Raw genomic sequence first — 18,349 nt, 5'->3', positions numbered from 1 at the left:
CCGTTCCGCATAAATATGGAGATACGAGAATTCCCGTCAAGGATTTTATGCGACATGGTACAAAAAAAGGATGACGAGCCGCGGGGCCGGGGCCGGCCACGTGCCTATGACCCGCAGGTCGCCCTGCAGCAAGCCACGGACCGGTTCTGGAGAAGCGGCTATGCCAGCACGTCGCTCGACGAGATCAGCGCCGCCACCGGCATGAACCGGCCGAGCCTCTATGCCGCGTTCGGCGACAAGCACGCGCTCTATCTCAAGGCGCTCGACCGCTATTGGCAGCGCGCCTTTGCCGCGATGCGCGAGGCGTTGGCGGATGTCGACCAGGCCTTGGACGAGGCGCTGATGCGCGCCTATGACGGGCAGCTGGAGATCTACTTCTCGGACGACGACCTGCCGCTCGGGTGCTTTGCGATCGGAACCGCGACCACCGAGGCGGCAGAGGATCCCGAGATCCGCAGCTCCCTCGCGGACGGACTCCGGGGGCTCGACGCCGATCTCGAAGCGCGATTCCGGATAGCGCGCGACAAGGGCGAGCTGAAGGATGGTGCCGATCCCGCGGCGCTCGCGGTGCTGGCCTCCGCCGTGCTGCACACCATCGCCATCCGCGCCCGCGCCGGCGTCCCCCGGGCCGAATTGCGGGAGATGGCGCGCAAGACGGTGGACATGATCTGCGGCTGACCGAAGGGGTCGACCAGCCCCTCACCCCGTCACGATGCCGTCCCTCATCGGTTGAGCGATTGCGGGCCGCTGACGAACCGATTGCCCCGAACGTAGAAGCGCAGCGGACTGTCGGCTGCGCGCGTGATGCCGATCCGTTTGCCCTGTCCGATATCGCCCGACGCCTGATCGTCGGATCCGAGCCATAGCGGACCGGCCTGGCAGAGGTCGATCCCGTCCAGCCGGCGATCGATTCCCAGGGCTGCGCACAGCCGTCCCGGGCCCCGCGCCAGGTCGCGCACCCGCTCGGTGCCGCGATTTCGCGCCATGATCGCGATTCCGTCGGTCGGCTCGATCGCCCGGATCAGGACGCCCGCGCCCACGCCCGGCATCTCGCTCGAGACGTTCAGCATGAACGAGATGCCATAGGCAAGATACACATAGGCGTGCCCGCGCTCGAGGAAGAGCGTCCGGATGCGCGGGGTGATGCCGCGATAGGCGTGACCCGCGGGGTCGCCGATGCCGTAGGCCTCGGTCTCGACGACGCGGCCGCCCGCCACGCCTTCGGCCAATGTCCGCACGACCCTTTTGCCAATGAGAAAACGGGCAAGCTCGGCGGTATCGACGGGCAGCTCCGCCCGGTCCAGCACGCGCGGGAGCGCCACTGTCATGCCGAGGTCATCCCATGCGCTCGACCCACTGCGCGCGCGAAGGCCCGGGCTCGAACGGGTCGGCAAAGTATTGGGTCTCGCGCGTCACATTGCCGTCGAGGAACTCCATGATGCTCACCGTAAAGGACGGCCGGCCGTCATAGGAGAGGATGAATTCCGTGACCCAAAGGTCGCCTGCGCCGGTGATGCGGCGCACCGTGAAGCGCTTCGAATTCGGCTGCGCCGCGCGCGACGCCTGAATGTTGCGGCGGCCCCGGATGCGCTCGCCGGACTGTGGGTATTCGAGCACCGCGTCCTCCCGGTAGATGTCGTGCTCGGCATCGAAATCGTTGGTATCGGAAGCGGCCCAGTGACGGTCGAGGGCCTCTCGAATCCCAATGTCATCCATCCTGCTGCTCCTGTTTCTGGAAAACGCCGCGGAAATTGGTGGCCAGACCTAGCCGTGGGCATAGTCGACAACGCGACAGGCCGCCGACTACAGTTCCTGGATCAAGCCAGCGTATCGGGGAATCGTGATGGATGGGCAGCCAACTTCCGCGGCCGTCAGCCCGTCTGGGCCGACACCTGCTTCCGGGCAGCCGCCCGCCGGCCCCGACCAGAGCCCCGGCACCAAGCCATCGCGTCGGCTGGGGGCCTGGTTGCTCCGGCTGGTGATCCTCGTCATCGCGGGCGGAATCGTCGCCCTGTTCGTCATCCGCTGGGATGTCTGGGTCGGCCAGGCGAGCCGCCAGGACACGGACAATGCCTATGTGCGCGGCGACATCACCCCTCTCAGCGCCCAGGTCGACGGCTATGTCGACCGCGTGGCCGTGACCGATTTCCAGTTCGTCAAGGCCGGGGACCTGCTGGTCGAGATCGACGACCAGGACTATCGGGCGCGGGTGGACCAGGCCGATGCGGATGTGCTGGGCGCGGCGGCGGCGATCCAGAATTTGAAGGCGCGCAAGGACCTGCAGCATGCCGAGATCGACCAGGCGCAGAGCGTCATCGCCGCGACCCAGGCCGATGTCGACCGCACCAAGCTGGAGCTGAACCGCCAGCAGACCTTGCTGGGGACCACCTTCGGCACCCCCCAGAGGGTTGAGCAGGCGCTCGCCGATGAAAAGCGCTTCGAGGCCACCCTCACGCGCAACCAGGCCGAACTCGAAGCCGCCCGCCGGCAGATGGGCGTGCTCGACACCCAGGAACTGCAGCTCCGTGCCGATGCCAAGGCCAAGGACGCGGCGCTCGCGCTGGCCAAGACCAATCTCGGATACACCCGGATCATCGCGCCGGTGGACGGCATGGTGGGCGAGCGCGGGGTTCGCGCGGGACAATATCTGCGCCCCGGCACCCAGGTCATCTCCGTGGTCCCGCTGGACAATGTCTGGGTGATCGCGAACTACAAGGAGACCCAACTGACCCGCGTGGCGATCGGCCAGAAGGCCGAGGTCACCGTCGACACCTTTCCCGGGGTGACCGTGACCGGGCGGGTCGACAGCATCGCGCCGGCCAGCGGATCGCAGTTCAGCCTGCTGCCGCCGGACAACGCCACCGGCAATTTCACCAAGGTGGTGCAGCGGATCCCGGTCAAGATCGTGCTCGATCCCGGCAGCCCGCTCGCCGGCCGGCTGCGTCCCGGCATGTCGGCGGTCGTGACGATCCTGACCGACAGCCAGCCGGCGAAGCCGTGACCGCCGCCGTCGAGGCGGCCGGCGCCCGCGTCCCGGCCGCGCCCGCGCCCTGTCTGCGCCCGGTGGCCGGCGTCGCGGCGGTGCTGCTGGGCGCCGTCATCTCGACGCTGAACACGCGGGTCACCACCTTCGGCCTGGCCGACATCCGCGGTGGCCTCGGCCTCGGCTTCGACGAGGGCTCGTGGCTGACCACCGCCTTCTCCGCCAGCCAGATGGTGGTGGCGCCGTGCGCGGCCTGGCTCAGCACGGTCCTTGGCCCGCGGCGCTTCCTGCTCTGGGCCAGCGCGATCTTCATCCTGTCCTCGCTGCTGCTGCCCTTCATGGCCGGCTACGACGCCGTCATCGCCCTGCAGGTCGTCCGCGGCCTCGCGGTCGGCACCTTCATCCCCGCGTCCCTCGGCTTCATCCTGCGCAGCCTGGCGCCGCGCTGGTGGATCTGGGGCATCGCCGCCTATGCCTTCCGCTTCACCTTCTCCCAGAACGTCGCCGCCTCGCTCGAGGCCTGGTATTCCGAGACCGGCCAATGGCAGTGGATTTTCTGGCAGAACGTCGTGCTGACCTCCGTCATGGTCCTGCTCATCCTGTGGGCCGTGCCTCGCGAGGGCATCAACCGCGACCTGCTGCGCCGCACCGACTGGGGCGCCATCATCTTCGCCGGCCTGGGTTTCGGGCTGGTCTATGTCGGGCTGGACCAGGGCAACCGTCTCGACTGGCTGAATTCCGGAATCGTCGTCGGCTGCCTGACGGGGGGCCTGCTGCTGGTCGTCGCCTTCATCGTCAATGAGGCGACCGTCGAGCATCCGCTGATCCACCTGCCGGTGCTGGCCCAGGCGAATGTCGCGATCCCGGCGCTGCTGATCTGCATCTACGGCTTCGGGTCCCAGGCCACGGCCTTTGTCCTGCCGGACTATCTGACGCGGATCCAGGGCCTGCGGGCGCTGCAGGTCGGTGATGTCCTGAACTGGATCGCCCTGCCGCAATTCGTGATCATCCCGTTGGTGGTGCTGGCGCTGCGCCGGGTCGATGCCCGCCTCCTCCTCGCCATCGGCTTCGCCCTGATCGCGATCGGCAGCTGGATGGACACGGGCCTGACCCATGACTGGGCCAACGGCGACTTCCTGCCCTCCCAGATCGTCGAGGCGGTGGGCCTGGCGATCGGCATCACCTCGCTGGTCACCTTCGCGGTCTCGAACATCAAGCCGCCCCAGGCCGCCGCCATCGCCGCTACCATCCAGATCTCCCGGCTGTTCGGCATCGAGCTGGGGACCGCCTTCATGCAGACCTTCGTGCGGGTGCGCGAGCAGGTCTATTCGAACCTGATCGGGCAGCATGTGGTTTCGGGCTCGGACGCCGTGGACCGCATCGTGACCGCGCTCTCCAACGTCTTCAGCCAGCGTGCGAACAATATCGGGCTGGAGACCAGCCAGGGCATGGCCCAGGCCGGCCGCTTCGTGCAGCGCGAAGCCTACGTGCTGGCCTATATCGACGGTTTCTGGATCGTCGCCTGGGTGCTGGCGCTGGCACTGCTGCTGCTGCTTCTGCTGCGCCGCCCGCCGCCCAACCCGATGACGCCGCCGCGCAACGACATCCCCGTGACGCCCCGGTAGCCACCGATGGACCTGTCCTATTTCGACATATTGGCGCCGGAGCTGCCGGTCGTCTTCTGCGGCATCAACCCCAGCGCACAAGCCGCGGTCTCCGGCCACAATTTCGGATCGGCATCCAACCGCTTCTGGCCCGTCCTGCACCTGTCCGGCTTCACGCCCGAGCGGATCCGGGCGCAGGACGACCGCCGCCTGCTCGCCTTCGGCTGCGGCATCACCGCCGCCGTCCCGCGGGCCACGCGCAGCGCCGGCGAACTCCAGGGCCGCGAACTCCGTGACTCGGGGGATGGGCTCCGCGCCAAGATCGATCACCTCCGGCCCGAGACCATCGCCTTCCTGGGCAAGGCGGCCTATGAGGCGATCGCAGGGGACAAGGTCGATTGGGGGCGGCAATCCGCCCGCTTCTGCGGTGCCGTCGTGTGGATCCTACCGAACCCAAGTGGGCTCAATCGCAGCTTCAGCCTTGCCGATCTTGTCGAGGCTTACACAGCACTCAGGATCGCGTGTTCATCCTCTTTGACACGTTGGATGGCTCGACGGTCTCCCGAGGGGGCGCCCCAATAGGTTGGTGTTCGCCGATGCGTCGGCACCCTTGCCGGCGACGAACCGACCAGACATGGCGCTCCTGGGTCATCCGCCACGGCCACCGGGACCGGAGGCCCGTCGATACCGGGCAAGGACCTGGCCGAGCGCCGCCATGACGAGGTCAGGCGCCTCGGCCCTGACCACCCCCGTCGCCACAGCAGGATAGAGCGGGGCGAGATATTGGCTCACGAGCGTCTCGGGTATGGCGCCCCCGGCGAGGCGGTCGAACAGCCGGTCGACCGCCTCTCGGGCCTCGGGATGGGGCCAGTAGTAGCGGATGCGGTCGCTGTAGCTGTAGTGTCGCTTGATGCGGGCCGCCGTGGCATCGCCGCCATAGTAGCGCTGCCAATGTTCGGGTTCGGCGCACATCAGCCGTTCCATGGTGGCGCGGAGCGAGGCGGCGCTGCGGGCGGGGTCGAGCTCATCCCCGATCGCGTCGAGGCCGTAGAGGACTTCGCGCAGGGCGAAGGTCAGCCAGGGGCCGACCTTCAGGATCGCGAAGCCGTCCCGCACGAGCCCTTCGAGCCCTTCCTCCGTCTGGTAGTCGGTCGAATGCGCCTCGAAGACCAGCGGCGCATGATCGCCCAGCCATGAAGAGAGGGCCGCGGCGCGGGCGGGATCGTAGCGGATGACCTCGCCGTCGCCGAATTCGACGCCCGGCTGGACCACCAGCCCGATCACGCGCTCGAACGCGGTTTCCAGGCCGCGACCGGCGAAGGCCTCGGCGTGCACCGCGACGGTGCGCTCCGCCGCCTCCGGCCGCGTGACCTGGAGGTGATCGGCCGCCGCCTCCCACGCCCCACCGGGAACCGGCACCTCGGTGCCGATGACATAGACCGGGCGCCGGCTGCCATCCGACCGGGCCTCGGCGACCGCCGCCAGGCGCGCCGCCCGGCTGGCGACCGTCTCGTCCTCCAGCGCCTCCGGCTCGCCGCGGCAGCCCATGCTGGCATCGAGATGGATCTTGGCGAAGCCGGCTTCGACATAGGCCGCGATCATGGCGTCCGCCTTGGCGAAGGCCGCCTCGGCGTCGAGGTGCTTCCAGGGGTTGGGGCCGAGATGATCGCCGCCCAGGATCAGCCGGTCGCGCGCAAAGCCGACACGGTCGGCGATCCCTTCGACGAAGCGGCGGAAGCCGGCGGGGGTCATGCCGGTGTAGCCGCCATCCTGGTTCACCTGGTTGCAGGTCGCCTCGATCAGCACGTCGGATTCCGCGGCCAGCCCTTCGCGCAGGGCGGCCTCGACCACGAGCGGATGGGCGGAACACACCGACGGCAGACCGCGCCTGGTGCCGTCGGCGCGACGGCGGGACAGGCCGGCAAGGGTCTCGACGCTCATCTTACGATCTTCCCTTCGCTGCTATGCGGCATGCCGGAGCGAGGCCGGCAGCCACTCGCCATGGGCTTCGATCAGCTCGTCGACCAGCGACCAGATCTGGTCCGGGCCGAGTTCGGCCGCGGTGTGCGGATCGAGCATCGCCGCGTGGTAGACGTGGCTGCGGTCGCCGGTCAGCGCCGCCTCGACGGTGAGGCGCTGGACGTTGATGCTGGTCTGCATCAGCGCCGCGAGGTGCATCGGGATCTCGCCGACCGTGACCGGCTGCACCCCGTTCCCGTCGACGAGGCACGGCACCTCGACGCAGCAATCGGCAGGGAGGTTGGTGATCGATCCCCGATTGATGACATTGCCGTAGACCACCCGGCTGATGCCGGTCTCGCGGCTGTGGATGATCTCCGACGCATATTCGTTGCTGCGGACGGCCTGGATGACCGTCTTGGGATCCTCCATCTCGGCCTGGGTCTGCTGCCATTCCGCGATATTGACCTCGCAGCGGCGGATGTATTCGTCGAGCGGGATGTTCAGCCGCTCGATCGCCTCCGGCCGGTCGCGCTTGATGTACCAGGGCACATATTCGGAGAAGTGCTCGCTCGACTCCGTGACGAAGTGGCCGAACCGCTGGAGCAGGTCGTAGCGCACGCGGTTGTCTTCGGGGACCCGGCCGTCCTGGGCGACCTTCCGGATCAGCGGATAGAGATCCTCGCCGTTCCGTTCGAACTTGAGATAGAAGGCGATGTGGTTGATGCCCGCGGCGAGGTAGTTGATCTCCTCGACCGGCACGCCGATGTCACGGGCGAGCTGGGCCGCGGTGCCGCGGACGCTGTGGCAGAGCCCGACGGTGCGGATGGGGCTCGCGCGGTTCAGCGCCCAGCAGTTCATCGCCATCGGGTTGACGTAGTTGAGATGGAGCACGTCGGGGCACAGCCGCTCCATGTCCCGTGCCATGCCGACCAGCACCGGGATGGTCCGGAGGCCGCGCATGATGCCGCCGATGCCCAGCGTGTCGGCGATGGTCTGGCGCAGCCCGTATTTATTCGGCAGCTCGAAGTCGGTGACGGTGCAGGGTTTGTAGCCGCCGACCTGGATCATGTTGATCGCATAGTCGGCGCCATCGAGGGCGCGGTCGCGATCGGTCGTGGCGACGATGGTGGGCTTGATCTTCAGCGCATCCGCGATCTTCCGCGCCACGATCTCCGAGGTCGAAAGCCGCTCGGCATCGATGTCGTAGAGATGGATCTCGCTGTCCGCGAGTTCGGGATAGCTGAGGATGTCGCCGAGCAGGTTCTGGGCGAACACGGTGCTGCCGGCGCCGATGAAGGTGATTTTTGCCATGTCGGCTCTCTGTTTCCGATTTGCTCTTGCGGCCGGAGGCCGGCTCAGAGCCTGTTTGGAAATGCGCTGGCATGAGTCGGCCGGCGGTGGTTTCGAGAACCGGAGCGCAGCGGACATCTACGTCCGTGAGCACCGGAAGCGGAGAAACCGCCGTCAGACGGCCATGCCAGTAGCATTTACAAGCGGGCTCTCAGGCGACCAGGACGACCTTGGTGAGGTGGCGGGGAGCGGTGGAATCAATGCCGCGGCGAAGAGCGACCCGCTCGCCGAGCAGCTGCAGCGCGGGCAGGCAGACCAAGCCGCGGAGGGCGTCGGGCGCCGTGACCTCGATCGAGAGGTCGCCCGGGCCGCCGAAGCCGATCACCCGCGCGCCCTTGGCCTGCAATTCCCGCGCGAGCTTCGCTTCCTCGTCCCGCAGCGCGTCGCTGGTGAGCATCACGACCAGCGTGCGGTCATCGACCAGGCTGACCGGGCCATGCCGGTATTCCATCGGGTGATAGGCCTGGGTGTAGCTGAGGCTCATCTCCTGCAGCTTCAGTGCCCCCTCCTGGGCGATGCCGTAGAGCGGGCCGCTGCCGAGAAACACGAAATGGGAACGGTCGGCGAGCACGGCGGGCAGGCCGCGGTCGAGCGCCTGCAACACCCGGCGGGCCTCAAGCGACGTCTCCGGGCCGACGGCCTGGCCGATGAAGCGCAAGCCCAGCAGCACCATCAGGCTGGCCGAGGCGGTCATCACGATGCCCTCCTCGGGATGGGTCGTGGCGAACAGGACATGGTCCGAATTGCGCGCCAGGCTGCTGCCGGCCTCGCAGGTGACGCCGATCACCGGCAGCCCCGCTTGCCGGCTGCGCTGTGCGGCCTGGACGGATTCGGTCGACTCCCCGCTGCGCGACAGCACCATGACCATGACGCCGGTCTCGTTCGCCACCCAGGCGCGCGGACGGTGGGTCCATTCGCTTCCCGGCACTGCCACCGCCTCAATGCCCGCGAGGTTCATGGCCGAGGCGACGCTCTGGGCGAGATAGAAGGAGGTGCCGCAGCCGACGACGACGTAGCGCCGCCCGGCATCGGCCGTGATCGGGAGCTGTGGCGCGCGGTCCCAGAACGGGAACTGCTCCACGATGCTGCGCTCCGTTGCATTCATAGGGGTGTACCTCGGGTGAGCGGGAGCGGTTACTTGCCGGTGCCGGCCGTGAGGCCCTGCACCAGGAACCGGTTGAGGAAGAAGACGACGATGAACGGGGGGATGATCGCGAGGATGCCCGCGGCGTTGAGCAGGCCGTAATTGATGTCGTGGCGGGACGCGAGTTCCGGGATCATCACCGTCAGCGGCTTGGTCGCCGCGGTCGGCGAGAACACCAGGGGGATGCCGAACTGCTGCCAGACGCTGAGGAAGGTGATGATGCCGGCGGCGATCAGGCTGGGAAGCGCGAGCGGCAGCACGATCCGGAACAGGATGCGCATCCGCCCGGCGCCGTCGATCGCCGCGGCCTCCTCCAGCACCACCGGCAGGCCGGAGAAGAAGCTGCGCATCATCCACAGCGCGAGCGGCAGGAAGGCAGAGACGTAGATCAGCGTCAGCCCGAGATAGGTGTCGACCAGCTTCAGCGCGATCATTTCCCGATACAGCGGGATGATGACGGTGTAGCCGGGCACGGCCAGCGTCGCGACGACCAGGCCGAAGACGATGTTGCGGCCGGGGAAGTGGAGCCGGGCGAAGGCGTAGCCGCCGAGGGCCGCGAGCACGATCGTCGCCAGGGTGGCGGCCACGGCGGTGACGATGCTGTTGATCGTCGCGCTGCGGAACTGCGGCCAGATCGACTGCCCGGTGGCGTTGTCGGCGGCGTTCTCGAGGCCGAGCAGGCCGGTGTAGTGGGCGAGCGTCGGGGCCGGCGGCACCGCATGCGGCGGCTGGGCCAGGAGATCGACCGGCTGCATCAGGCTGGAGTTGATCGACCAGTAGATCGGCCCGAGCGACCAGATCAGCACGAAAGCGATGAACAGGCCCTTGAAGATCTTCTTGGGCTGGATGGCGCGGGATTTCGGCATGGCGTCCTCCTACTCCCCCTGGGTCTCGCCGCGGCGGCGCGCGACATAGATCAGGGAGACCGCGAGGGATGCGATCAGGACCAGGATGGACAGCGCCATCCCGTAGGACATGTGGAGGTTCTGGAAGGCGGACATGTAGACCTGGATCAGCAGGGTCCGGGTGTCGAGGCTGGCCCCGCCGAGGATCCAGGCCTCGTCGAACAGGTTGAAGGCGGACACCGTCGACTGCGTCATCGCGATCGCCAGCGCCCCCATCGTCATCGGCAGCGTGATCGAGAAGAAGGTCCGGATCGGCCCGGCGCCGTCGATCTTCGCCGCCTCGTAGAGATGCATCGGGATGGTCTGCAGCGCCGCCAGCATGATGACCGCGGTCAGCGGCAGCATCTTCCAGACATGGACGATGGTGATGATGAGGAGGGCCGCGGTGCGGTCGTTCGACCAGACATAGCCGGCGGGAATCAGCCCGAGCCCGTGCAGGATGGCGTTGAGCACGCCGTAGCTCGGGTTGAACATCCAGCTCCAGATCAGCGAATTGACCACCGACGGCATCGCCCAGGGCAGGATGATGGCGGCGAGCAGCCATTTGCGGACCGGCCCCATGCTCTGCAGCAAGAGGGCGAAGGCGACGCCGCCGACCGTCTCCAGGATGACGGCGAGCAGCACGATCCACATCGTGTTGGCAGCGGCGGCCCGCACCTCCGGGTCGCTGGCGAGGTTGATGTAGTTCGCGGCCCCGATGAACGGCGTCCCCGCCCGCATCGGATCGATGCGGTACAGGCTGTCCCACGCCGTCAGCACCAGCGGCAGCAGCACCAGGGCGCCCATGACCAGGACGATCGGCGCGATCAGCAGCAGGCCGAGCCGGGCGTCGCGGCCCGGCAGGCGCAGCGCCGCGATGCGCCGTGCCGCCGAGATCCGATCGGGTTTCGTCATCGACATCGTCATCGCCCTGGTCCCCGTTGGCCGGCGGCTACTGCTGCATTGCCGACTGGGCGCGGGCGGCGATCTGCTTCATCGCGTCGTCGACGCTGATCTGGCCCTTGGCCGCCTGGTTGATGGTGGCGGACGCGGCGCTGCTGAATTCCGAGTACCAGGGCGGCGTGCCCTGGGCGAAGATCGCCTGGGTGAAGGCGCCGTATTTGGCGATGTCGTCGCCACCGACCAGCTGGCCGTCCTGGGACAGGGCCTTCAGCGCCGAGGTCCGCGTCGGCAACACGGCGACGGCGGTGTAGATCTTCGCCTGATGGTCGGCCCACCACTGGATGAACTTGACCGCCGAATCCTTGTGTTCGGAGTTGACCGGGATCGCGAGCGCTTCCGGCAGGCCGATGGTGCGCAGGGTCGAAGGGTCGGCCCCCGTCAGGCCGAGGGCGGCGAGGCCGGGAATGGTCGAGCGCTGTTTGTCCTGGTAGATCGCGAGGTCATAGGGGTGACCGGCGATGTCGAACGCCGCGGCGCCATGCGCGAAGGCGGCGGTGGTCTCCTGGTCGCTCATCCCCGTCATGGCGGGGTTGATCAGCCCGTCATGCAGCCCGTCGACCACCCATTGCAGCGCCTTGTAGCCTGGCGAGGCGGGATCGGTGAACAGCGGGTTCCAGTCCTTGTCGAACAGCTCGCCCCCGAACATGCGGGTGGTGAAGTACCAGGCGGTCGCCGCCCCCTCGGTCGCGGAGAGCGGGATGCTGATGGGAAACTCGACGACCTTCTTGTCCTTGAGGATCCGGGCGTCCCGGATGATCTCGTCCGGCGTCTTCGGCAAGTCGGTGATGCCGGCCTGCTTGAGATAGGCGGTGTTGATGGAGTGCAGCCGGAAGTCGTTGGCATAGGGAATGCCGAGCCGCGCGCCGTCATAGACGAAGACACCGGCGGTCGGCATGTCGTCCACCAGCGCCTGGTCGAACTTGCCGTCGAGGGGAGTGAACCACTTCGCCGCGCCGAACTGACCGACCCAGGACCAGTCGAACTCGATCACATCGGCCGGCGCGGTTCCCGCGACCATCGAGGTCACGATCTTCGGGCGGATGTTGTCCCACGGCATGGTCTGCAGCTGGACCTCGATGCCGGTGTCCTTGGTGAATTCCTCGGTCAGGGCCTTGGTCGCCGCATCGGCCCCGAAGGACGGCAGCAGCACCGTGATGGTTTCCGCGGCGGCGGCCTGTGCCCAGGCCAGGCCGATGGCCAGCGCCGTCATGGCCACTGTCCGCGACAGGGTTTTAGAGATCGTCATCCCAGACACTCCCGGTTTTTGATTTCATTGCTTGGTCGGCTCGGACCCCGCACAGGAGATGAGCGAGGTCCGCAGCCGGTCGATCCAGGCCCGATCCACCGCCCAGCCGGCGGCGATCGCCGCGCAGCGGAGCGCGCCGCCGACCGGCGGCAGGATCGGCTCGCGATAGGGCGTCCCGACCCGGTCGGCGACGCGAGTACGAAGCTGGGCGCTGGCGAAGGCGCCGCCGGCGACGCTCCAGCGGATGGGGCCGTCGCCGCCGATCGCCCGCCACGCGGCCACGACATGCCGGGCGAGATGGTCGGCGGCCTCGTCCAGGATGCGCAGCGCCTCGGGACGGCCGGCCTCGGCCTCGCGATCGACGAACAGCGCCAGGGCGGCGAGGTCCGACCGCAGATGGGCACGTGACCGATACCAGCCGATCAGCGCGTCATAGGGATCATCGAATGGGAGCCCGAGGAACGAGAACAGCGCCTCGCCGAAGCCCGGGGCGTCGTCGCGGCCGTCGATCGCGCGGCTGGCGCGGGTGACGGCCTCCTTGCCGATCCAGAACGCGCTGCCTTCGTCGCCGAAGGCGTCGCCCCAGCCGCCGACCCTGACGTGGCTTCCATCCCCGGCGGAGGCCCAGGCCATCGACCCGGTGCCGGCGAGCAGCAGGACGCCGGGGCGGCCGGCGAAGGCGCCTTCGAACGCCGCCTGGACATCGTTCATCACGATCACCGGCCGGTCGGAGAAGGCGGCAGCCGCTTCCTCCTGCTGCCGGGACACCTCGACGACCTCGCCGTAGCCCGGCATGCCCAGGGCGACCGCAGCGGCGTCCGCACGCAGGGCTGCCGACCGTGCCCCGAGCGTCGCGAGAATGTCCCGCCAGCCCGGCTCGTCGAACGGGTTGCAGCCGGACTCCCGCAGGCAGGCGGTCGCCGTGCCGTCTTCATCGGCCGCGGCCAGCAGCGTCTTCGATCCGCCGCCGTCGATCCCGATCACGACCGCCATCAGGCATCCTCCCCGTCGGCCGCGACCAGGAGATCGACCCCGAGGTCGGCCAGGCGTTTCCGCCACGCCTCGGAGAGGCCTTCGTCGCTGACCACCTTCAGGGGGGGCTGGAGCGGCGCGACGCCATAGGTGGCGCGCAGCCCGAATTTGGAGGAGTCGGCCAGCAGGATCGGCGTCGCCGTCCGGGTCAGCATGCGGCGGTTCAGGCTCGCCTCATGGACGTCCAGCGTGTTGATCGAACCATCCTCATGCGCGGCGCTGAAGCCCATGAACAGCTGGTCGAACCAGACCTCGCCGAGGACCTGTTCGGCCTGGGGGCCGACGAAGGACAGGTTCTCGTTGCGCAGCTGGCCGCCGATCACCGTGACGCGAAGCGCCGGCACATTGGCGAGCTCGTTGGCGACGGCGAGGCCGTTGGTGAAGATGGAGACCGCGATCGGCTGCAGCCGCAGCAGCCGTGCGACCTGCAGCACCGTGGTGCCGGCATCGAGGAAGATCGTGGTCTGCGGCCGGATCAGGTCATAGGCGCTGCGGGCGATCATCCGCTTGGCGCGGATGTTCTGGCTTTCGCGGACCCGGAAGGCGGTCTCGACGCCGGCGCTCTCCGCCAGGCGGACGCCGCCATGGGTGCGCTCGACCGCGCCCTCTTCCTCCAGCCGCTGGAGATCGCGCCGGATGGTCGCGAGCGAAGCCCCCGTCGCGTCGCAGAGATCCTGCACGCTCGCGGCGCCTCGCACATAGAGATGATGCCTGATGACGTCCAGACGCTCGCCCGACATGTCGCCCTCCTTCGCTCAGATAATCGGCGATTTCCGATCACAGTCAATCAAAAATATGATCGATATTGGTTGTCATTCAGGCTGAGATGATCGATTCATGAGCAGATCGCGGCAGTTCGCGGCTCGCCTCTCGATCGATGGCAGACAAGGTGTGGAAATTGCCACGTCATCGCGAACCGCGGTTCGGCACGGGCCGGCGCCGCCACCATCCGGATGGACTGGGGTCCGGGGTCGCCGCCTCCAACGAGCATCGGGTCTGTGTCTCAGGCCCGCATCGCCTGCATGGGCGGCCGGGCGCCCATCCAGGCCTCGATGGTCCCGAACGGGTGCTCGACGGCGGCGCGGCGGATGCGCATGGCCTTGGGCGGGCGATCGGCGTCGGCCTCGGCATGGTGCCCGGCGACATTCTGCGGCAGGCACGGCTGACGCGGGGCATCAGCGCCGGCGGCGACGCCGGACTTGAGATCGCGCCGAAGGGCGGCCAGATGGGCGCGACGGACTATGTCATGCGGATCGAGCGGGGAGGCGGGCCGACATTGGCCAACGGGCCCGCCGCCGGCTCACGACATGATCAGGCCGCCATCGACATTGATGGTCTGGCCGGTGATGTAGGCGGCGTCGTCGCTGGCCAGGAAGGCGACCAGGCCGGCGACGTCCTCGCCGCTGCCGGCGCGGCCCATCGGGATGCCCTGGACCCATTCGGCCATCAGCTCGCCCGGCTTGTAGTCGCCCAGCAGCTTGCCCCAGGCGGCGTCGTTGTAGGCCCACATGTCGGTGTCGATGATGCCGGGGCAGAAGGCGTTGACGGTGATGCCTTCCTTCGCCACCTCCTTGGCCAGGCTCTGGGTCACGCCGACCACGCCGAATTTCGAGGCGGCGTAGTGCGGCGTGAAGACGAAGCCCTGGCGCGCCTGGCCTGACGCGGTGTTGATCAGCCGGCCGCCGCGGCCATGCTTGCGGATCCGGCGGATCGCCTCCTGGCAGCACAGGAAGACGCCCTTGGTGTTGACCGCCAGCACCTTGTCCCACTCCGCCTCGGTCATGTCCTCGATCCGGGCGATGGTGATGACGCCGGCATTCTGGACCGAGATGTCGACCGCGCCGAAGCGCCGCTCCGCCTCGTCATAGAGGGCGATCACCTGGGCCTTGTCGGTGACGTCGGCGACGAAGGAGGCGGCCCGGCCGCCTTCGGCCTCGATCCGCGCCGCGACCTCGGCCACCAAAGGCTCGTTCGCCACCAGCAGCACGGCGGCACCCTCCGCGGCGAAGCGGCGGGCGATGGCGGCGCCGATGCCGCGGCTGGCGCCGGTGATAACGACGGTCTTGTCGGTGAAGCGGGGCATGGGGTCTCTCCCGGAACTTTCTTGGTGTCGGTGATGGATCAGCGGGCGAAGTCGCCGTCGGATTGGGCCAGCAGCTTTTCCGCCGTGAACCGGTCGGTGATCAGGATGTTGATGTGCCGGCCCAGCAGGGCGCCGCGGATCGCCGCGACCTTGCGGGCGCCGCCGGCCACGCCGACGATGCGCGGGATGGTGCCGATCTCATCCAGCGTCATCGCGATCACCCTCTCGTCCAGCGCGGTGCGGACCGGCGCGCCGTAGCCGCCGAAGAAGCGCAGGCAGATGTCGCCGACGCCGCCGGCTGCCACCACCGCCTCCAGCTCCTCGCCGGTGAAGACGTTGCCGCTGTTGGCCAGCATCTTCGACGGCTCGACCGCGCCGATGCCGACCAGGGCCAGGGTGATGCGCCGCCACTGGTCCATCGTGGCGCGGACATAGGGGTCGGCCACCAGCGCCCGCCTGGCCGAGGCCGAGCCGGCGACGCCGGGGGCGGGCAGCAGCTGGGGCTGCGACCCGGTCAGCTGGGCCAGGCGGGTGGTCAGGTGGGTGGCGTGGCCCTGCACCGCGGGGTTGCCCATGCCGCCCAGCATCTGCACCACCCGTTCCGCCGCCACGCGCTTCAGCGGGTTGATGCCGTCGACCATGCGCAGCAGCGAGGCGCTCCAGGACGAGATGCCGATGACGTCGCCATCGTCCAGCGTGGTCTCCAGGAAATGCGCCGCGGCGTCGCCGATGCCGGCCAGGATCGATTCCTCGCGGTCCTCGCCGCATTCGGCGACGATGGCCTCGGTCAGGCCGAAGCGGTCGCGTAAGCCGGTCTCCAGCTCGACATAGGTGCCGCGCGGCGCGTTGATGGTGATCCGGACGATGGATTCGGCCTGCGCCCGCTTCAGCAGGCGCGAGATCGTGGCCTGCGAGATGTGCAGCCGCTGCGAGATGTCGGACTGCTTCAGCCCGTCGACGTAATACATCTGCGCCACGCGGGTGATCAGACGAAGCTCGTTGATGCGGGTCATCGGCGGGCGGTCTCGGTGCAGGGCTCGCCGGATCGGCGCGTTGCAATTTTATGCAATAAAGTCTGGATATTCATGGATGGTTGCCCGTGGGTCAAGGGGCGCCTTCCGGATCCATTGCCGAAACTCCAATCCAGCCTACCCCTTTTGGAGGAAAGGCCGTGGAACGCCATGCGGCAGCAATCGGCTTGACGATCCGATTTTCTCACCGTAGCATGAATTTAAATCTGAGTGTGAATAAATATTCAGTCCGGAGGATGAGTGTCCGAAGTGCAGATGACAACCGCTCCTGACGCCCTGTCCCCGGCGCGCATCGCCGCGGCGGACGGGGCCGAGCGGGCACGCCTGCTGGCCGGGGCCGCGACCGCGATCCGCCGCTCCGTGCTCCGCACCATCGGGCGGGCCGGGCTGGGGCATGTCGGCGGCGACCTGTCGGTCAGCGACATCCTCGCCACCCTGTTCTTCGGCGTGCTCGACCTCGACCCGGCCAAGCCGGCCTGGGTCGACCGCGACCGCTTCATCCTCAGCAAGGGTCATTGCGCCGCGGCGCTGTACAGCGCGCTGGCGCTGCGCGGCTTCATCCCGACCGATCTGCTGGACAGCTTCATGGCGCCGCTGTCGGTGCTGAACGGCCACCCCAACCGGCGCAAGGTGCCGGGGGTCGAGGCCAACACCGGCCCGCTCGGCCACGGCCTGCCGATCGGCGTCGGCTGCGCCGTCGCGGCGAAGTTGTCGAAGGCGTCGTGGCGCACCTTCGTCGTGCTCGGCGACGGCGAGCTGCAGGAAGGCAGCAACTGGGAGGCGGCGATGTCCGCCGGCCACCGCAAGCTGGACAATTTGACCGCCATCGTCGATCGCAACCGGCTGCAGCAGGGCGCCCGCACCGAGGACACCAACCGGCTGGAGCCGCTGGCCGACAAGTGGCGCGCCTTCGGCTGGGACGTGGTCGAGCTGGACGGCCACGACCACGCCGCGCTGTGGGCCGCCTTCACCGCCGCGCCCTCGGGCAAGCCGCGCTGCGTGATCGCGCGCACCATCAAGGGGAAGGGCGTGTCCTTCATGGAGGATCGGGTGGAGTGGCACCACAAGGTGCCGACGCCGGAGCAGGTGGAACAGGCCCTGGCGGAGCTGGCTCGATGAGTGCTGACAAAGTCGCCCAGGCCGGCACCTTCGATTGCCGCAAGGCCTTCGCCGAGACGCTGACCGACCTGGCCCGCACCGACCCGCGCATCGTCGCGGTGTGCAACGATTCCGTCGGCTCCAGCAACCTGGTCGCCTTCGCCGCCGAATTCCCCGACCGGCTGGTCAATGTCGGCATCGCCGAACAGACCATGGTCGGGGTCGCCGCCGGCCTGGCCAATGGCGGGTTCATCCCCTTCGTCTGCGCCGCCTCGCCCTTCCTGACCGGCCGGGCGCTGGAGCAGATCAAGGCCGATGCGGCCTATAATTTCTACCATGTGGTGCTGTGCGGCATGAGCCCGGGCATGGCCTATGGCGAGCTGGGGCCGACCCATCATTCGATCGAGGATCTCGCCTGGACCCGCGCGATCTCCGACCTCACCGTGATGGTGCCGGCCGACCCGACCCAGACGCGGGATGCGGTGCGCTGGGCCGCCGGCGCCGGCCGCCCGGTGTTCCTGCGCGTCGGCCGCTTCCCGGTGCCGGAGGTGACCCCGGCCGGCACCGATTTCGACGGCGGCGCCACCCAGGAACTGCGGGCCGGGACGGACGTTACCCTGGTCGCCACCGGCACCATGGTGTCGCGCGCCCTGGAGGCCGCCGCGCTGCTGGCGGGGGAGGGGATCGAGGCCCGCGTGCTCAACGTCGCCACCATCAAGCCGCTCGACCCCGCGCCGCTGGTCCGCGCCGCCAAGGAGACCGGCCGGATCGTGACGGTGGAGGAGGCGGTGGTGCAGGGCGGGCTGGGCGGTGCGGTGGCGGAAGTGGTGTCGCAGGCCCATCCGGTGCCGATGCGCATCCTCGGCGTCACCGGCTTCGCCCCGACCGGCGACGCCGCCTTCCTGATGGATCATTTCGGGCTGAACGCGCAGGGCATCGCCGCCGCCGCGCGCCAGCTGGTGGGCTGAC

General features: G+C 68.5%; 18 protein-coding genes. 6 read left to right on the top strand and 12 right to left on the bottom strand.

Features of this window, described 5'->3' with window-relative positions:
- The first annotated feature begins 54 nt into the window (after positions 1-54).
- Entirely contained in the window at positions 55-678 is a 624-nt protein-coding gene (locus AB4112_RS10140; RefSeq protein WP_309799939.1) for a TetR/AcrR family transcriptional regulator, read from the top strand.
- A 44-nt stretch (positions 679-722) separates the two neighbouring features.
- On the opposite strand, the gene AB4112_RS10135 is transcribed toward AB4112_RS10140, so the two are convergent.
- Positions 723-1,328 (bottom strand): DNA-3-methyladenine glycosylase, encoded by a 606-nt coding sequence (locus AB4112_RS10135; RefSeq protein WP_309799941.1) that lies wholly within the window; start codon positions 1,326-1,328, stop codon positions 723-725.
- Positions 1,329-1,335: 7 nt separating this feature from the next.
- The gene (locus AB4112_RS10130; RefSeq protein WP_309799942.1) at positions 1,336-1,716 is read right to left on the bottom strand and encodes a nuclear transport factor 2 family protein; all 381 of its coding nucleotides are present in this window, start codon (positions 1,714-1,716) and stop codon (positions 1,336-1,338) included.
- A gap of 250 nt (positions 1,717-1,966) precedes the next feature.
- On the opposite strand from AB4112_RS10130, the gene AB4112_RS10125 reads away from it, so the two are divergent.
- From AB4112_RS10125 to mug, 3 genes are read left to right on the top strand one after another with little or no spacing between them, the layout of a single operon-like run.
- On the top strand, positions 1,967-3,001 hold the full coding sequence (locus AB4112_RS10125) for an HlyD family secretion protein (RefSeq protein ID WP_309799944.1): 1,035 nt from the start codon (positions 1,967-1,969) through the stop codon (positions 2,999-3,001).
- Positions 2,998-4,608: an MFS transporter gene (locus AB4112_RS10120; protein WP_309799946.1), complete on the top strand. Its 1,611-nt coding sequence runs from the start codon at positions 2,998-3,000 to the stop codon at positions 4,606-4,608. Before AB4112_RS10125 ends, AB4112_RS10120 begins: the two co-directional genes overlap by 4 nt.
- A 6-nt stretch (positions 4,609-4,614) precedes the next feature.
- The gene (gene mug / locus AB4112_RS10115) at positions 4,615-5,169 is read left to right on the top strand and encodes a G/U mismatch-specific DNA glycosylase (protein WP_441719164.1); all 555 of its coding nucleotides are present in this window, start codon (positions 4,615-4,617) and stop codon (positions 5,167-5,169) included.
- A gap of 66 nt (positions 5,170-5,235) precedes the next feature.
- Here mug and AB4112_RS10110 read toward each other — a convergent pair whose 3' ends face one another.
- The 10 genes from AB4112_RS10110 to AB4112_RS10065 all read right to left on the bottom strand — a co-directional run bounded on the left by AB4112_RS10110 (position 5,236) and on the right by AB4112_RS10065 (position 16,264).
- Positions 5,236-6,528: a D-tagatose-bisphosphate aldolase, class II, non-catalytic subunit gene (locus tag AB4112_RS10110; protein WP_441719161.1), complete on the bottom strand. Its 1,293-nt coding sequence runs from the start codon at positions 6,526-6,528 to the stop codon at positions 5,236-5,238.
- Between the two features lie 21 nt (positions 6,529-6,549).
- Positions 6,550-7,860, bottom strand: a complete 1,311-nt coding sequence (locus AB4112_RS10105; protein WP_441719158.1) for an alpha-glucosidase/alpha-galactosidase — start codon at positions 7,858-7,860, stop codon at positions 6,550-6,552.
- Between the two features lie 190 nt (positions 7,861-8,050).
- The gene (locus AB4112_RS10100; RefSeq protein ID WP_441719155.1) at positions 8,051-9,004 is read right to left on the bottom strand and encodes an SIS domain-containing protein; all 954 of its coding nucleotides are present in this window, start codon (positions 9,002-9,004) and stop codon (positions 8,051-8,053) included.
- A 29-nt stretch (positions 9,005-9,033) separates the two neighbouring features.
- Positions 9,034-9,909: a carbohydrate ABC transporter permease gene (locus AB4112_RS10095; protein WP_441719152.1), complete on the bottom strand. Its 876-nt coding sequence runs from the start codon at positions 9,907-9,909 to the stop codon at positions 9,034-9,036.
- 9 nt (positions 9,910-9,918) lie between these two features.
- Positions 9,919-10,842, bottom strand: coding sequence for a carbohydrate ABC transporter permease (locus AB4112_RS10090; protein ID WP_441719149.1), 924 nt, complete (start codon positions 10,840-10,842; stop codon positions 9,919-9,921).
- Between the two features lie 37 nt (positions 10,843-10,879).
- Entirely contained in the window at positions 10,880-12,136 is a 1,257-nt protein-coding gene (locus tag AB4112_RS10085) for an extracellular solute-binding protein (protein WP_441719145.1), read from the bottom strand.
- Between the two features lie 24 nt (positions 12,137-12,160).
- Positions 12,161-13,129, bottom strand: coding sequence for an N-acetylglucosamine kinase (locus AB4112_RS10080; RefSeq protein WP_309799961.1), 969 nt, complete (start codon positions 13,127-13,129; stop codon positions 12,161-12,163).
- On the bottom strand, positions 13,129-13,908 hold the full coding sequence (locus AB4112_RS10075) for a DeoR/GlpR family DNA-binding transcription regulator (RefSeq protein ID WP_309799963.1): 780 nt from the start codon (positions 13,906-13,908) through the stop codon (positions 13,129-13,131). Before AB4112_RS10075 ends, AB4112_RS10080 begins: the two co-directional genes overlap by 1 nt.
- 560 nt (positions 13,909-14,468) lie before the next feature.
- A complete protein-coding gene (locus tag AB4112_RS10070; RefSeq protein WP_441719140.1) occupies positions 14,469-15,251 on the bottom strand; it encodes an SDR family oxidoreductase in 783 nt (260 codons plus the stop codon).
- A 38-nt stretch (positions 15,252-15,289) separates the two neighbouring features.
- Positions 15,290-16,264, bottom strand: coding sequence for a sugar-binding transcriptional regulator (locus AB4112_RS10065; RefSeq protein WP_309799967.1), 975 nt, complete (start codon positions 16,262-16,264; stop codon positions 15,290-15,292).
- A 273-nt stretch (positions 16,265-16,537) separates the two neighbouring features.
- Between AB4112_RS10065 and AB4112_RS10060 the strand changes: the two genes are divergently transcribed.
- Together AB4112_RS10060 and AB4112_RS10055 are read left to right on the top strand one after the other, a co-directional pair.
- On the top strand, positions 16,538-17,401 hold the full coding sequence (locus AB4112_RS10060) for a transketolase (protein WP_441719136.1): 864 nt from the start codon (positions 16,538-16,540) through the stop codon (positions 17,399-17,401).
- Positions 17,398-18,348, top strand: coding sequence for a transketolase family protein (locus AB4112_RS10055; RefSeq protein ID WP_441719133.1), 951 nt, complete (start codon positions 17,398-17,400; stop codon positions 18,346-18,348). The genes AB4112_RS10060 and AB4112_RS10055 overlap by 4 nt, the downstream gene beginning before the upstream one ends.
- Position 18,349 lies beyond the last annotated feature (1 nt).

The organism is Inquilinus sp. 2KB_23 (assembly GCF_052115705.1).
In the GTDB taxonomy this organism is placed as follows: Bacteria; Pseudomonadota; Alphaproteobacteria; order DSM-16000; family Inquilinaceae; genus Inquilinus; species Inquilinus ginsengisoli_A.
This window is presented reverse-complemented; position numbering and strand designations above follow the sequence as displayed.

What these genes read in the sequence shown, in the direction of transcription:
- AB4112_RS10090 (WP_441719149.1), bottom strand. Translation starts at nt 10,842, where the DNA reads ATGACGAAACCCGATCGGATCTCGGCGGCACGGCGCATCGCGGCGCTG.
- AB4112_RS10055 (WP_441719133.1), top strand. Translation starts at nt 17,398, where the DNA reads ATGAGTGCTGACAAAGTCGCCCAGGCCGGCACCTTCGATTGCCGCAAG.
- AB4112_RS10100 (WP_441719155.1), bottom strand. Translation starts at nt 9,004, where the DNA reads ATGAATGCAACGGAGCGCAGCATCGTGGAGCAGTTCCCGTTCTGGGAC.
- AB4112_RS10075 (WP_309799963.1), bottom strand. Translation starts at nt 13,908, where the DNA reads ATGTCGGGCGAGCGTCTGGACGTCATCAGGCATCATCTCTATGTGCGA.
- AB4112_RS10070 (WP_441719140.1), bottom strand. Translation starts at nt 15,251, where the DNA reads ATGCCCCGCTTCACCGACAAGACCGTCGTTATCACCGGCGCCAGCCGC.
- AB4112_RS10105 (WP_441719158.1), bottom strand. Translation starts at nt 7,860, where the DNA reads ATGGCAAAAATCACCTTCATCGGCGCCGGCAGCACCGTGTTCGCCCAG.
- AB4112_RS10110 (WP_441719161.1), bottom strand. Translation starts at nt 6,528, where the DNA reads ATGAGCGTCGAGACCCTTGCCGGCCTGTCCCGCCGTCGCGCCGACGGC.
- AB4112_RS10140 (WP_309799939.1), top strand. Translation starts at nt 55, where the DNA reads ATGGTACAAAAAAAGGATGACGAGCCGCGGGGCCGGGGCCGGCCACGT.
- mug (WP_441719164.1), top strand. Translation starts at nt 4,615, where the DNA reads ATGGACCTGTCCTATTTCGACATATTGGCGCCGGAGCTGCCGGTCGTC.
- AB4112_RS10060 (WP_441719136.1), top strand. Translation starts at nt 16,538, where the DNA reads ATGACAACCGCTCCTGACGCCCTGTCCCCGGCGCGCATCGCCGCGGCG.
- AB4112_RS10095 (WP_441719152.1), bottom strand. Translation starts at nt 9,909, where the DNA reads ATGCCGAAATCCCGCGCCATCCAGCCCAAGAAGATCTTCAAGGGCCTG.
- AB4112_RS10065 (WP_309799967.1), bottom strand. Translation starts at nt 16,264, where the DNA reads ATGACCCGCATCAACGAGCTTCGTCTGATCACCCGCGTGGCGCAGATG.
- AB4112_RS10080 (WP_309799961.1), bottom strand. Translation starts at nt 13,129, where the DNA reads ATGGCGGTCGTGATCGGGATCGACGGCGGCGGATCGAAGACGCTGCTG.
- AB4112_RS10135 (WP_309799941.1), bottom strand. Translation starts at nt 1,328, where the DNA reads ATGACAGTGGCGCTCCCGCGCGTGCTGGACCGGGCGGAGCTGCCCGTC.
- AB4112_RS10130 (WP_309799942.1), bottom strand. Translation starts at nt 1,716, where the DNA reads ATGGATGACATTGGGATTCGAGAGGCCCTCGACCGTCACTGGGCCGCT.
- AB4112_RS10085 (WP_441719145.1), bottom strand. Translation starts at nt 12,136, where the DNA reads ATGACGATCTCTAAAACCCTGTCGCGGACAGTGGCCATGACGGCGCTG.